We start from the raw sequence: 15,808 nt of genomic DNA on the forward strand, positions 1-15,808 counted from the left end.
TTAGAGTAACAATCTAAATGTTGTTATCATGGCTTAGATGCCAGTGAAGTCTGTTCCTATTGATGAACAGGTTGGGTCAAAGATCAGCAAGCTGAGGAACCCCATGGCTTACTCTTATTCTGAAAAGAAACGTATCCGTAAGGATTTTGGTAAACGTCCACAGGTTTTGGATATACCTTTCCTACTGCAAATGCAGTTGGAATCGTTCGATAAGTTCATTATGCCTGACGCTGATGGCGATACCGGGTTGGAAGCTGCTTTCCGCTCTGTATTCCCTATCAAGAGTTACTCGGGTAATTCTGAGCTTCAATACGTAAGTTATCGTATTGGCGAACCAGTGTTTGACGTAAAAGAATGTCAAATTCGCGGTGTGACTTATTCTGCTCCACTTCGCGTAAAACTACGTCTTGTGCTTATGGACAAAGATGCGCCAGGCACAGTAAAAGACATAAAAGAGCAAGAAGTTTACATGGGCGAAATTCCGCTCATGACAGACACCGGTACTTTTGTAATCAATGGTACTGAGCGTGTTATCGTTTCTCAGCTACACCGTTCACCTGGTGTATTCTTTGATAACGACCGTGGTAAATCTCACTCATCAGGTAAAGTATTGTATAACGCCCGAGTGATCCCTTACCGTGGTTCATGGCTAGACTTTGAATTCGACGTTAAAGATAACCTTTACGTACGTATTGACCGTCGTCGTAAATTACCTGCGTCAATCATTTTGCGTGCGTTAGAGTTCTCAACTGAAGAGATTCTTGCACTATTCTTCGAAACTACTTCATTTGAAGTGAAAGATGGCAAAGTGTTGATGCAATTAGTACCGTCACGTTTACGTGGTGAAACTGCTGCATTTGATATTAAAGATGCAAGTGGTGAGGTATTAGTTGAGCAAGGTCGCCGTATTACTGCTCGTCATATTAAGAGCATCGAAAAGCAAGGCATCGATACGCTTGAGGTACCACATGAGTACATCATCGGTCGTGTTGTGGCTAAAGATTACATAGATGCATCTACAGGCGAAATCATTGCTGAAGCAAACACTGAGCTTTCACTAGAATTGATGGCTGAGCTTGTTAAAGCGGGTCACACTAAGATCGATACCTTGTATATCAACGAAGTTGATAGTGGTGCGTACATGTCAGAAACTGTACGTATTGACTCTACAAGTAACCGCTTAGAAGCATTGGTAGAAATCTACCGCATGATGCGTCCTGGTGAGCCACCAACAAAAGAAGCGGCAGAAGCATTATTTGATAACCTATTCTTCTCTGAAGAACGCTATGACCTGTCAACTGTTGGTCGTATGAAGTTCAATAGCCGTGTTGGCTATGATTCAGACGAAGGTCCGGGTACGCTAAGTAAAGAAGATATCGTTTCAGTAATGAAAGTATTGATCGATATCCGTAACGGTAAAGGTGATGTTGATGATATCGATCACCTAGGTAACCGTCGTATTCGTTCAGTAGGTGAAATGGCTGAAAACCAATTCCGTGTCGGTTTAGTACGTGTTGAACGTGCTGTACGTGAGCGTCTAAGTCTTGGTGATCTAGACAACGTAATGCCACAGGATTTGATCAACGCTAAGCCTATTTCTGCTGCAGTTAAAGAATTCTTTGGTTCTTCACAGCTGTCTCAGTTTATGGACCAGAACAACCCGCTGTCAGAAGTAACGCATAAGCGTCGTATTTCTGCATTAGGTCCGGGTGGTCTAACGCGTGAGCGTGCGGGCTTCGAAGTACGTGACGTACACGTAACACACTATGGTCGAGTTTGTCCAATCGAAACACCTGAAGGTCCAAACATCGGTCTTATTAACTCATTGTCTACCTATGCACGTACTAACGACTATGGTTTCTTAGAAACACCATATCGTAAAGTTGTTGATGGTGTGGTAACAGACGATGTTGATTACCTTTCAGCTATTGAAGAAGGTCAGTTCGTTATCGCACAGGCGAACACTACGTTAACTGATGACAACCAATTTGCTGAAGAACTAATTCCATGTCGTTATAAAGGCGAATCAACCTTTATGCTAAGCGACAGCATTCAATATATGGATGTATCACCACAGCAGGTTATCTCTGTGGCAGCAGCGCTAATTCCATTCCTAGAGCACGACGATGCTAACCGTGCACTAATGGGATCGAACATGCAACGTCAAGCAGTACCTACACTACGCGCAGATAAGCCGCTAGTTGGTACAGGTATCGAGCGTACACTTGCAAAAGACTCGGGTGTAACAATCGTAGCTAAGCGTGGCGGTGTAGTTAAGTATGCTGATGCGAGCCGAATCGTTGTTAACGTTAATGAAGAAGAACGTATCCCTGGTGAAGCGGGTATCGACATCTATAACTTAACGAAGTACACACGTTCAAACCAAAATACTTGTATCAACCAAAAACCAACTTGTATGGTTGGTGAACCAGTAGTCCGTGGTGACGTACTTGCTGATGGTCCATCAACGGACTTGGGTGATCTCGCTCTTGGTCAGAACTTACGCGTTGCGTTTATGCCTTGGAATGGTTACAACTTTGAGGATTCAATCCTACTTTCAGAACGAGTTGTACAAGAAGATCGTCTAACGACTATCCACATCCAAGAGCTTCAGTGTATCGCTCGTGATACTAAGCTTGGTCCAGAAGAAATTACTGCGGATATTCCAAACGTTGGTGAATCTGCTCTAGGTAAACTGGATGAATCAGGCGTTGTATACATCGGTGCTGAAGTTAAAGGCGGTGACATCCTTGTAGGTAAAGTAACACCTAAAGGTGAAACTCAGCTAACGCCTGAAGAAAAGCTATTGCGCGCTATTTTCGGTGAAAAAGCATCAGATGTTAAAGACAGCTCGTTACGTGTTCCAAATTCAGTTTCTGGTACCGTTATCGATGTTCAAGTATTTACGCGTGATGGTGTTGAAAAAGACAAGCGTGCACTTGAAGTTGAAGATATGCAGCTTCGTGAAGCGAAGAAAGACTTCAATGAAGAGTTTAGAATCCTTGAAGGCGGTATCGTAGCTCACGCTCGTAACTTGCTTATTAAAGCGGGCGTAAGTGAAGACAAGCTAGCCGGCCTTAACGCTGAAAAGCTACTTACACAAAGCCTTGCTGATGAAGAGCACCAAGCTGAGCTTGAGCAACTTGCTGCACAATACGATGAGCTTAAAGCTGAATACGACAAAAAGTTTGAAAACAAACGTCGTAAGATCACTCAAGGTGACGACCTAGCACCTGGCGTACTTAAGATTGTAAAAGTATACCTAGCGGTTAAACGTCGTATCCAGCCTGGTGATAAGATGGCGGGTCGTCACGGTAACAAGGGTGTAATCTCTACTATCGTGCCTGTTGAAGATATGCCTTACGATGACAAAGGTCGTACTGTTGACATCGTATTGAACCCGTTGGGTGTACCTTCGCGTATGAACATCGGTCAGATCCTAGAAACTCACATGGGTCTTGCTGCACGTGGTATTGGTGAGCGTATTGAAGAAATGATGAAAGAGCAGCGTGAACTTCACGAAATGCGTGATTTCATCAAGAAAGCTTACGAGGTAGGAGACTGCCGCCAGAAAGTAGACATTGCAAGCTTCTCTGACGACGAAATTCGTCGCCTAGCTGAAAACCTGAAAGGGGGTCTACCCATTGCAACACCTGCGTTTGACGGCGCGAAAGAAAGCGAAATCAAAGAGCTTCTAGAGCTAGGTGGTTATCCATCAAGCGGTCAGATCACGCTTTATGATGGTCGTACTGGTGATGCATTTGAACGTAAAGTAACGGTTGGTTACATGTACATGTTGAAACTTAACCACTTGGTTGATGACAAGATGCACGCGCGTTCAACTGGTTCTTATAGCCTAGTTACTCAGCAGCCGCTGGGTGGTAAGGCACAGTTCGGTGGTCAGCGTTTCGGTGAGATGGAGGTATGGGCACTAGAAGCATACGGTGCTGCCTACACACTTCAAGAAATGTTGACAGTGAAGTCGGATGACGTAAACGGTCGTACCAAGATGTATAAGAACATCGTTGACGGTAACCACAAGATGGAACCGGGTATGCCAGAGTCGTTCAACGTATTGTTGAAAGAAATCCGCTCGCTAGGTATCAACATCGAGTTGGAAGAAAGTTAATCCGACCGCCGCAGTTTGCTGCGGCGTTGCTTACCCAGCAACCGGACTGAAAAGAATGTAGGGGCGAGCAAAGCTTGCCCTCAAGATTAACCTCCGACAGGAGAGCTAAGGTGAAAGACTTACTTAAGTTTCTGAAGCAACAAAATAAGACCGAAGAATTCGATGCAATTCGCATTGGTCTTGCTTCACCAGACATGGTGCGTTCATGGTCTTACGGTGAGGTAAAGAAACCTGAGACAATCAACTATCGTACTTTCAAGCCTGAGCGTGATGGCTTATTCTGTGCCCGTATTTTCGGCCCAGTAAAAGATTACGAGTGTTTGTGTGGTAAATACAAGCGCTTGAAGCACCGTGGTGTTATCTGTGAGAAGTGTGGCGTTGAAGTTACACTGACAAAAGTACGTCGTGACCGTATGGGTCACATCGAACTGGCTAGCCCAGTTGCACATATTTGGTTCTTAAAATCACTACCGTCTCGTATTGGCTTGATGCTAGACATGACGTTACGTGATATTGAACGTGTACTTTACTTTGAATCATTTGTAGTAACAGAACCTGGTATGACAACGCTTGAGCGTGGTCAACTGCTTTCTGAAGAAGACTACTTAGATGCACTTGAAGAGCACGGTGACGAGTTTGAAGCGAAGATGGGTGCAGAAGCTGTACTTGAACTACTTCGTGACCTAGATCTTGCTCAGTTAATCGCAGAAATGCGTGAAGAGCTACCTACGATCAACTCTGAAACTAAGCGTAAAAAGATCACTAAGCGTCTTAAGCTAATGGAATCTTTCCACCAATCAGGTAACAATCCTGAGTGGATGATCATGAGTGTGCTTCCGGTTCTTCCACCTGATCTACGTCCTCTAGTACCACTAGATGGTGGCCGTTTTGCGACGTCTGATCTGAACGACTTATACCGTCGTGTTATTAACCGTAATAACCGTTTGAAGCGTCTACTAGACTTAGCTGCACCAGACATCATCGTACGTAACGAAAAGCGTATGTTACAAGAAGCGGTAGATGCGCTACTTGATAACGGTCGTCGTGGTCGTGCAATCACTGGTTCTAACAAGCGTCCACTTAAGTCGCTTGCAGACATGATCAAAGGTAAGCAAGGTCGTTTCCGTCAAAACCTTCTAGGTAAGCGTGTTGACTACTCAGGCCGTTCTGTAATTACCGTTGGTCCTACGCTTAAACTGCACCAGTGTGGTCTTCCTAAGAAGATGGCACTTGAGCTATTCAAGCCATTTATCTACGGTAAGCTTGAGCGCCGTGGTATGGCAACAACCATCAAAGCTGCGAAAAAGATGGTTGAGCGTGAAGTGCCAGAGGTTTGGGACGTACTAGACGAAGTTATCCGTGAGCACCCAGTTCTTCTGAACCGTGCACCAACACTTCACCGTCTTGGTATCCAAGCATTTGAACCTGTACTTATCGAAGGTAAAGCGATTCACCTACACCCATTGGTGTGTGCGGCATACAACGCCGACTTCGATGGTGACCAAATGGCGGTACACGTACCGTTAACATTGGAAGCACAGCTTGAAGCGCGTGCGCTGATGATGTCAACCAACAACATCCTTGCACCAGCTAACGGCGAACCAATCATCGTACCTTCACAGGACGTTGTACTTGGTCTTTACTACATGACTCGTGACCGTATCAACGGCAAAGGCGAGGGTACTGTATTTAAAGATGCTAAAGAAGCTGAGAAAGCTTACCGTGTAGGTGCTGCAGAACTTCATGCTCGCGTTAAAGTACGTATCACAGAAGTGGTTATTGACGAAGAGACGCGTGAGCGCTCAACAGTAACTAACCTAGTTGATACCACGGTTGGTCGTGCGATTCTTTCATTAAATACACCTGAAGGCTTACCGTTTGAGCTTATCAACAGACCATTGGGCAAAAAGCAAATTTCAGGCTTACTTAACGAGTGTTATCGTCGTCTAGGTCTGAAAGACACCGTCGTGTTTGCTGACCAAGTGATGTATACCGGTTTCCATTACGCGATGAAATCAGGTGTTTCTATCGGTATTAACGATCTGGAAATCCCACCAACTAAAGGTGAAATCATCGAGCGTGCGGAAGCGGAAGTTGCTGAGATCAACCAACAGTTCCAGTCAGGTCTTGTAACTGCGGGTGAAAAGTACAACAAAGTTATCGATATCTGGTCTCGTGTTAACGAAAACCTATCTCGTGAGATGATGGCGAACCTTTCGAAAGAAACGGTTACCAACGCTGAAGGTAACGAAGAAGAGCAACCGTCATTTAATTCAGTGTTTATGATGGCCGACTCTGGTGCTCGTGGTAGTGCCGCTCAGATCCGTCAGCTAGCTGGTATGCGTGGTCTAATGGCACGTCCAGATGGCTCAATCATCGAAACACCGATCACTGCGAACTTCCGTGAAGGTCTAAACGTACTACAGTACTTTATCTCAACGCACGGTGCTCGTAAGGGTCTAGCGGATACGGCACTTAAGACAGCAAACTCGGGTTACCTAACTCGTCGTCTAGTAGACGTTGCACAAGACTTAGTGATCAACGAATCTGACTGTGGTACTGAAGAAGGCCTAGTCATGAAGCCACTAATTGAAGGTGGTGATGTTGTTGAGCCATTACGCGAGCGTGTATTAGGTCGTGTTGTTGCTGAAGACGTTGTTATTCCAAATACCAATGAAGTGCTAGTTGAGCGTAACGTAATGCTTGATGAGAAACTGTGTGACCTTCTTGAAGAACACTCAGTGGACGAAGTAAAAGTACGTTCAGTAATCACCTGTCAAAACGATTTCGGTGTGTGTGCACACTGTTATGGTCGTGACCTTGCTCGTGGCCATATCATCAACCCTGGTGAAGCAGTTGGTGTTATCGCGGCACAGTCAATCGGTGAGCCGGGTACACAGCTTACGATGCGTACGTTCCACATCGGTGGTGCGGCATCAAGAGCATCAGCAGAAAATAGCGTTCAAGTTAAAACTAACGGTAGCATGAAGCTACACAACGCCAAGTTTGTATTGAACTCTGAAGGCAAAATCGTAATCACTTCTCGTTCTACTGAAATTACAGTGATCGACGAGCACGGTCGTGAAAAAGAACGTTATAAAGTACCTTACGGTGCCGTATTAACAGTTCAAGACGGTGCAGAAGTTAAAGGTAACGACATTGTTGCAACGTGGGATCCGCATAGTCACCCAATCATCATTGAACACGAATCTAAAGTGTCGTTCAGTGATATTGATGATTCGAATACAGAAGCACAGACGGATGACCTAACTGGTCTAACACGTGTGGTTGTTAAAGACCTAGCTAAGGTTAATGCGAAAGAGCCTAAGCTAATCATCGAAAACGAAGAGCGTGGTCTGCAGGAAATTCGCCTACCTTCATTTACTACAATTGAAGTAACTGATGGAGCAAAAGTACTACCTGGTTCTGTACTTGCGCGTATTCCGCAAGAAGGTTCGAAGACTCGTGATATCACGGGTGGTCTACCGCGCGTAGCAGATCTATTCGAAGCGCGTAAGCCAAAAGATCCAGCAATTCTTGCAGAGATCACAGGTACAGTTAGCTTTGGTAAAGAAACCAAAGGTAAGAAACGCTTGGTTATCACACCTGAACAAGGTGATGCATACGAAGAGATGATCCCGAAATGGCGTCAGCTTAACGTGTTCGAAGGTGAGCAAGTGGCTAAAGGTGAAGTTATCGCTGATGGTCCAGAGTCTCCACACGATATCCTTCGTTTACGTGGTGTAACAGACGTTTCTAACTACATTACCAATGAAGTTCAGGAAGTTTACCGCTTACAGGGTGTAAAGATTAACGATAAGCACATTGAGACTATCGTTCGTCAAATGCTACGTAAGTGTATCATTCTTGATGGTGGTGACAGTGAGTTCCTAGCTGGTGAGCAAGCGGAAGTTGCACGAGTGAACATCTCAAACCGTGAGCTAGAAATGCAAGGTAAGATCCCAGCTAAGTTTGAAATTCAGCTGATGGGTATTACTAAAGCGTCTCTTGCGACTGAGTCATTTATCTCAGCAGCATCGTTCCAAGAAACAACACGTGTTCTAACTGAAGCGGCTGTAAACGGTAAGAGTGATGAGCTTCGTGGTCTGAAAGAAAACGTAATCGTGGGTCGTTTGATCCCTGCGGGTACTGGTTTTGCTTATCACCAAGATCGCATCAACCGTCGTAAGCAAGGTGAATTGCCTGTTGAAGAGCAAACAGTAAGTGCGGAAGAGGCAACTCAAGCACTAACAGATGCACTAAACGCAGACCTACTAGGTGGCGAAGAGTAATATCTCGCTATCTAGTGCAATAATCTATGTAAAACCGCCAAGGCATGACGTTTTGGCGGTTTTTTATTTAGCTCTACCTGTATAATATACAGCGCCCTAACGTAAATCAGCATATATCAACTTTCTAACTGCAATAAAACCTTAACAATCAACTGTATACTAGTTGGGGAAATTTCAAGAATGGTTTTTGCCAGTCCTGAGTTTTGAGCCAACTGGACGTGAAAACACCGAATAAAACGCTATTTAGGTGACTTTTGGTTGACAGGTTAAACTTTGGTCATTAAAATTCCGCCACCCATTTATTCGTTCAAATCTTTGAACCTATAAAAAGGGTAAGATTTTAATTTTTTCAGTAGTAATTTATTAATTCAGGAGCTATTTAATGGCAACTATTAACCAGCTAGTGCGTAAGCCACGTCGTAGCAAGGTTACAAAGAGCAACTCTGCTGCTCTTAAAGCTTGTCCACAAAAGCGTGGAGTATGTACTCGTGTATATACAACTACACCTAAGAAACCAAACTCTGCACTACGTAAAGTAGCGCGTGTTCGTTTAACAAACGGTTTCGAAGTAACTTCTTACATTGGCGGTGAAGGCCACAACCTTCAAGAGCACAGTGTAATCCTTATCCGTGGTGGTCGTGTTAAAGACTTACCAGGTGTGCGTTTCCACACTGTACGTGGTGCGCTTGACTGTGCGGGTGTTAACGATCGTAAACAAGGTCGTTCTAAGTACGGTGCAAAACGTCCTAAGGGCTAATGGTTCTCCGTTAGTAAGGCCAAGCACTTAAGTTTTAATTTTATATATTTGTTTTGGGAATCCGCGTTGTTTGCGGACCTGAAGATACCGGAGAGAGAAAATGCCTAGAAGACGCGTAATAGGTCAACGTAAAATTCTTCCAGATCCGAAGTTCGGATCAGAGCTTCTTGCTAAATTCGTTAACGTAGTAATGCTTGACGGCAAGAAATCTACTGCTGAAAAAATCGTATATGGTGCGCTAGACGTGGCTGCTGAAAAATCAGGCAAGTCGCACCTTGAAATCTTTGAAGCTGCACTTGATAACGTTCGCCCACAGGTAGAGGTTAAATCTCGCCGTGTTGGTGGTTCAACGTACCAAGTACCAGTTGAAGTACGTCCAGTTCGTCGTAACGCATTAGGTATGCGTTGGTTGGTTGAAGCTGCACGTAAGCGTGGCGAGAAATCAATGGGCCTTCGTCTTGCTCAAGAGATGATCGACGCTGCTGAAAACAAAGGCACTGCGGTTAAGAAACGTGAAGACGTTCACCGTATGGCTGAAGCGAACAAAGCATTCGCTCACTACCGTTGGTAATCTGCTAACACCCTTTAAGAGGATATTATGGCACGGACAACTCCTATTGAGCGCTACCGTAACATCGGAATTTGTGCTCACGTAGATGCGGGAAAAACAACAACCACTGAGCGTGTACTATTTTACACAGGTCTTTCTCATAAGATCGGTGAAGTTCACGACGGTGCCGCAACTATGGACTGGATGGAGCAGGAGCAAGAGCGTGGTATCACGATCACTTCTGCTGCAACAACGTGTTTCTGGAAAGGGATGGATGCTCAGTTTGATGAGCATCGTATAAACATCATCGATACTCCAGGGCACGTAGATTTTACCATTGAAGTAGAACGTTCTTTACGTGTACTAGATGGTGCTGTTGTTGTGTTATGTGCTTCATCAGGTGTACAACCGCAAACTGAGACGGTTTGGCGTCAAGCTAACAAATACGAAGTTCCTCGTTTGATCTTCGTAAACAAAATGGATCGCACTGGTGCGGACTTTTTGTCAGTTGTTGACCAAGTTAAAAAACGTCTTGGTGCTACACCTGTGCCTATTCAGTTACCAATCGGTGCTGAAGATGAATTTAAAGGTGTTATAGACCTTATCAAGATGAAAGCCATTAACTGGAATGCTGAAGACCAGGGAATGACTTTCACCTATGAAGAGGTCCCTGCAGAACTTCAGGAGCTAGCTGAAGAATGGCGCTCTCACTTAGTTGAAAGTGCCGCAGAAGCTTCTGAAGAGCTAATGGACAAATATCTTGAAGAAGGTGAGTTGAGCGAAGCAGAAATTAAATCTGCGATTCGCCAACGCACATTGGCCAATGAAATTGTGCCAATGACGACAGGTAGTGCATTTAAAAATAAAGGCGTTCAAGCAGTGCTTGATGCCGTGATTGAATACATGCCTTCGCCTACTGAAGTAAAAGCTATCCAAGGGGTGCTAGAAGATGACTCTGAGGATACGCGTGCTGCCGATGATAATGCACCGTTTGCGGCGCTTGCATTTAAGATCGCTACAGATCCTTTCGTCGGTACACTTACTTTCTTCCGTGTTTACTCTGGTAAAGTTAGCCAAGGTGACTCGGTACTCAATCCTGTCAAAGGTAAAAAAGAGCGTTTTGGACGTATTGTTCAAATGCACTCTAACTCGCGTGAAGAGATTAAAGAAGTACACGCAGGTGACATCGCAGCGGCTATCGGCCTTAAAGATGTGACTACTGGTGACACACTCTGTGCTCAAGATGCTCCAATTACGCTAGAGCGTATGGAGTTCCCTGAGCCTGTAATCTCTGTCGCAGTAGAACCTAAGACAGTAGCTGACCAAGAGAAGATGGGTATAGCCCTTGGTAAACTTGCTGCAGAAGATCCTTCTTTCCGTGTTGAAACGGATGAAGAGTCGGGTCAGACGATCATCTCTGGTATGGGTGAACTTCACCTAGATATCATTGTTGACCGTATGAAGCGCGAGTTCAACGTTGAATGTAATGTTGGTAAACCGCAGGTAGCATACCGCGAAACTATCCGAGGCTCAGTTGAAGCTGAAGGTAAGTTCGTTCGTCAATCTGGTGGCCGTGGTCAATATGGTCACGTTTGGTTGAAAATTGAACCTATGGATGTGTCTGACGACGACGCACCAATCTACGAGTTCGTTAACGCGATCGTCGGTGGTGTTGTTCCTAAAGAATATATCCCTGCGGTTGATAAAGGTATTCAAGAGCAGATGAAGCAAGGCGTACTTGCTGGTTATCCGCTATTGGGTGTTAAAGCTACGTTGTTTGATGGCTCGTTCCACGATGTCGACTCAAACGAAATGGCATTTAAGATCGCCGGTTCAATGGGCTTTAGAAAAGGGGCGCTAGAAGCAAACCCTGTTCTTCTTGAGCCTGTTATGAAAGTAGAAGTAATCACTCCTGAAGCAAACATGGGTGATGTAGTAGGCGACTTGAACCGTCGTCGAGGCATAATCGAAGGCATGGAAGAAGCATTTGGTGGGCTGAAGCAGATTAATGCTCAGGTTCCGCTTTCTGAAATGTTTGGCTATGCAACAGACTTACGCTCTGCTACACAAGGTCGTGCATCATACTCAATGGAATTCTTGAAGTATGCTGAAGCGGCGAAAAACGTAGCAGAGGCAATAATTGCAGCTCGCGCTGTTAAGTAATTTTAGTTCGGTCCGGTCTTAGGGCTGGACTTTAATTTCTTTATAGGAAATTTTAAAATGGCAAAAGAAAAGTTTGAACGCGTAAAACCGCACGTAAACGTAGGTACAATCGGCCACGTTGACCACGGTAAAACTACCCTAACTGCAGCAATCACTAATGTTTTAGCAAAAGCATACGGTGGTCAAGCTAAAGATTTCGCATCAATCGACAACGCTCCAGAAGAGCGTGAGCGTGGTATCACAATCTCAACTTCACACGTTGAGTATGACACACCAACTCGTCACTACGCACACGTAGACTGTCCAGGACACGCTGACTATGTTAAAAACATGATCACAGGTGCTGCACAGATGGACGGCGCGATCCTAGTAGTTGCTGCTACTGACGGTCCTATGCCTCAAACACGTGAGCACATCCTACTTTCTCGTCAGGTTGGTGTACCTTACATCATCGTATTCATGAACAAATGTGACATGGTTGACGACGAAGAGCTTCTAGAGCTAGTAGAGATGGAAGTACGTGAACTACTTTCTGAGTACGATTTCCCAGGTGATGACCTACCACTAATCCAAGGTTCTGCGCTTAAAGCACTAGAAGGCGAAGAGCAGTGGGAAGCGAAAATCATCGAGCTTGCAGAAGCACTAGATACTTACATCCCAGAGCCAGAGCGTGACATCGATAAGCCATTCATCATGCCTATCGAAGACGTATTCTCAATCCAGGGTCGTGGTACAGTTGTAACTGGCCGTGTTGAAGCTGGTATCATCAACGTGAACGACGAAGTTGAAATCGTAGGTATCAAAGAAACTACGAAGACAACTTGTACAGGTGTTGAGATGTTCCGTAAGCTTCTAGACGAAGGTCGTGCGGGTGAGAACATCGGTGCACTTCTACGTGGTACTAAGCGTGACGAAGTTGAGCGTGGTCAAGTACTAGCGAAGCCTGGTTCAATCACACCTCACACGAAGTTCACTTCAGAAGTATACGTACTTTCGAAAGATGAAGGTGGTCGTCACACGCCATTCTTCAAAGGTTACCGTCCACAGTTCTACTTCCGTACAACAGACGTAACTGGTGACATCCAGCTACCAGACGGCGTAGAAATGGTAATGCCTGGTGACAACATCAAGATGACAGTAGAGCTAATCTGCCCAATCGCGATGGACGAAGGTCTACGTTTCGCTATCCGTGAAGGTGGCCGTACAGTAGGTGCTGGTGTTGTAGCAACTATCGTAGAATAATCTACAGATTGCAGTAACACTGTAAAAAAGGTCACTTCGGTGGCCTTTTTTAATGCCCGTGATTTTGGGCGGACCCCTTAGCAGTGAGTCCCATAGCGGTTGTTAGATTGGCTGATTTCACCTTGCGCAAAGGAAACGCCTTCGCTTCGCTCATTGTCGTTAGCCCTTCGCACTCAAACCCGAGCTTAGTCTCGGGTTTTTTGTGTCTAGCGTATGGTGAAGGTGGCGCTCTTTACAGTAATGTAGAAGCGGCAGGTCAGATAAGCGAAGCGCCATCCGACGTAACAAAGTGAAAAGGTCGTTCTCGGATTAAAGAGAGTGGCCTTTTTTGATACCTGCCGCAAAGGAAAAAACCTGAAAGTGATGCTCTTTACAAGCTATGTAGAGGCTTGTGGCTCTGATCGCGGATCAGCAACAGTAAATCATTCAATAGCCTAAAAAGCCGAGCTGGGAACGTTTATTAACCCTTTTGTTTAGCTTATTTCTTAGCTAAGATCAGTCTCTTTGATTTAATTTAGGTTGGTTATGTCTGAACTGTATCATTGGTTTGATTTATTGGGCGTAATGGTATTTGCTATTTCTGGAACTTTACTTGCTCATCGTAAGCAAATGGATGGATTTGGAGTGGTTGTGTTAGCCACCGCGACCGGAATAGGTGGGGGAACTTTACGCGATATCGTGTTAGACCAGCCGGTTTTTTGGTTGCATGATACAAGTTACATTTATTGCATTTTGATAGCCGTGGCATTAAGCATTTGGTGGCTTAATACGCATAAAGATATTTCCAATCAGCTGCTTCAGGTAGCAGACGCATTTGGCTTGGCTTTTTTCGCGGTTATGGGAGTTCAAAAGGCTGTAAGCTTAGGCATGCCAGATACGACCGCAGTTATAATGGGCGTGCTCACAGGGTGTTTTGGTGGCTTGATCCGAGATGTGCTTGCAAGGGAAATTCCGCTGTTACTTAAAGGTGAATTGTATGCAATTACCTGTATCTTTGGTGGTATTGTCTATACTCAAGCAAGTCACTTAGGATTACCGACAGAATATGTAATGTGGTTGTCGATGGCTGCCACTTTATTGTTAAGGTTAATGGCAATGAGGTTTGGCCTTATTTTGCACGTATTTAAGTATTAGCATTCAATTCATTTTGGAGACATGGATGTCTTTAGCACAAGTTTATACCCGAGCGCAGGTTGGCGTTAGCGCACCAGAAGTGATTGTCGAAGTGCATTTGAGCAATGGCTTACCAGCATTCAATATTGTCGGCCTCCCGGAAACCTCCGTTAAAGAAGCAAAAGAAAGAGTGCGAAGTGCGCTGGTTAATTCGAGTTTCTTGTTCCCCGAACAACGGATCACAATAAATTTAGCACCTGCAGATTTGCCCAAAGATGGTGGTAGATACGACCTCGCTATAGCTGTTGGTATTTTAGTAGCATCTGGTCAACTTGATTGTCCACGAATTCATCAGCATGAATTTTTCGGCGAACTGGCGTTAAACGGTGAGTTACGTGAAGTAACGGCAATCCTGCCCTCAGTGATCGCAGCCGGGGATATCGGCAGACTTAGTTATGTACCTGAAGCAAATGATCTTGTTGCAAGTTTATCGAACAGTAGTGAACGTAAAGCGGTGAAAGATCTTAAGCAATTATGGTTAGATTTACAGGGGCAAGTGCCTCTGCCGCTCAATATCAATTATCACACTAAAAGCAGCGAGAAAGAGTTGATTGAGCAGATCGATATGTCCGATGTAAAAGGCCAAGAGAGTGCGAAACGGGTACTTGAGATTGCGGCAGCTGGAGGGCACAACGTGTTGTTTCTGGGTCCTCCTGGCACAGGCAAGTCGATGCTTGCTAAGCGGATGCCAACGATTATGCCAAAGATGACTGAGAATGAAGCATTACAGACCGCATCTATTTATTCTCTTGTTGGAAAGCAGATCAATATGTCTAATTGGAAAGTGAGGCCTTTTCGCTCTCCTCATCACACCTGTTCAGCGGTGGCTTTAGTAGGTGGTTCCTCTAATCCAAAACCAGGAGAAATTTCTATGGCCCATAATGGGGTACTCTTTCTCGACGAGTTGACGGAGTTCGAACGCAAAGTTTTAGATTCTTTACGTGAACCGTTAGAGACCGGGGTGGTGACCATTTCCAGAGCAGCGAGACAAGTAGATTTCCCTGCGAGGTTTCAGTTAATAGCGGCTATGAACCCAAGTCCGACAGGGTGTTACACTGATAAAAGAGCATCGCCAGAGCAAGTGTTACGCTATCTTGCTAAAATATCAGGCCCCTTTTTAGACCGCATAGACTTACAAATTGAGTTGCCCAGGTTGAAGTCTGAACAGCTTGAGAGCTCCGCCCAGTGTGAAAGCAGTGAGACAATTAGAGCTAGGGTTGAATTAGCTTACCAAAGAGCAGTCGTTCGCCAAGGTAAAATAAACGACCAGCTGAGTGTGAAAGAACTAGAAAAGTATTGCAAGCTACATACACGTGAGCAGCAGTTTCTGACTAAAGCGGCGGATAAGCTGAAGCTTTCACCGCGTTCTTATCATAGGATTATTAAAGTTTCACGTACAATTGCGGACTTACAGGAACAAGGTAATATAGAATTAGAGCACCTTAAAGAGGCGCTAGGTTATAGAGCTTTAGAGCGTCTTTTGTCGCAGCTCTCACAGTAAC

General features: G+C 44.9%; 8 protein-coding genes. All 8 read left to right on the forward strand.

The window, feature by feature from the left end; all coding sequences use genetic code 11:
* Nucleotides 1-103 precede the first annotated feature (103 nt).
* The 8 genes from rpoB to ACSLBF_RS01485 all read left to right on the forward strand — a co-directional run bounded on the left by rpoB (nucleotide 104) and on the right by ACSLBF_RS01485 (nucleotide 15,807).
* The gene (rpoB, locus tag ACSLBF_RS01450) at nucleotides 104-4,129 is read left to right on the forward strand and encodes a DNA-directed RNA polymerase subunit beta (RefSeq protein ID WP_440054854.1); all 4,026 of its coding nucleotides are present in this window, start codon (nucleotides 104-106) and stop codon (nucleotides 4,127-4,129) included.
* A gap of 110 nt (nucleotides 4,130-4,239) precedes the next feature.
* Nucleotides 4,240-8,421, forward strand: coding sequence for a DNA-directed RNA polymerase subunit beta' (gene rpoC / locus ACSLBF_RS01455; protein ID WP_440054855.1), 4,182 nt, complete (start codon nucleotides 4,240-4,242; stop codon nucleotides 8,419-8,421).
* 382 nt (nucleotides 8,422-8,803) lie between these two features.
* On the forward strand, nucleotides 8,804-9,178 hold the full coding sequence (rpsL, locus tag ACSLBF_RS01460) for a 30S ribosomal protein S12 (protein ID WP_010387308.1): 375 nt from the start codon (nucleotides 8,804-8,806) through the stop codon (nucleotides 9,176-9,178).
* 100 nt (nucleotides 9,179-9,278) lie between these two features.
* Nucleotides 9,279-9,749, forward strand: coding sequence for a 30S ribosomal protein S7 (gene rpsG / locus ACSLBF_RS01465; protein WP_099031881.1), 471 nt, complete (start codon nucleotides 9,279-9,281; stop codon nucleotides 9,747-9,749).
* 27 nt (nucleotides 9,750-9,776) lie between these two features.
* Nucleotides 9,777-11,891, forward strand: coding sequence for an elongation factor G (gene fusA, locus ACSLBF_RS01470; protein WP_440054856.1), 2,115 nt, complete (start codon nucleotides 9,777-9,779; stop codon nucleotides 11,889-11,891).
* 57 nt (nucleotides 11,892-11,948) lie between these two features.
* Nucleotides 11,949-13,133 (forward strand): elongation factor Tu, encoded by a 1,185-nt coding sequence (tuf, locus tag ACSLBF_RS01475; RefSeq protein WP_440054759.1) that lies wholly within the window; start codon nucleotides 11,949-11,951, stop codon nucleotides 13,131-13,133.
* Between the two features lie 525 nt (nucleotides 13,134-13,658).
* A complete protein-coding gene (locus ACSLBF_RS01480; protein ID WP_440054857.1) occupies nucleotides 13,659-14,267 on the forward strand; it encodes a trimeric intracellular cation channel family protein in 609 nt (202 codons plus the stop codon).
* A gap of 25 nt (nucleotides 14,268-14,292) precedes the next feature.
* The gene (locus ACSLBF_RS01485) at nucleotides 14,293-15,807 is read left to right on the forward strand and encodes a YifB family Mg chelatase-like AAA ATPase (RefSeq protein ID WP_440054858.1); all 1,515 of its coding nucleotides are present in this window, start codon (nucleotides 14,293-14,295) and stop codon (nucleotides 15,805-15,807) included.
* The last annotated feature ends 1 nt before the right edge of the window (nucleotide 15,808 follow it).

Origin of the sequence: Pseudoalteromonas sp. T1lg65 (assembly GCF_051930985.1) — a bacterium.
Taxonomy (GTDB): domain Bacteria; phylum Pseudomonadota; class Gammaproteobacteria; order Enterobacterales; family Alteromonadaceae; genus Pseudoalteromonas.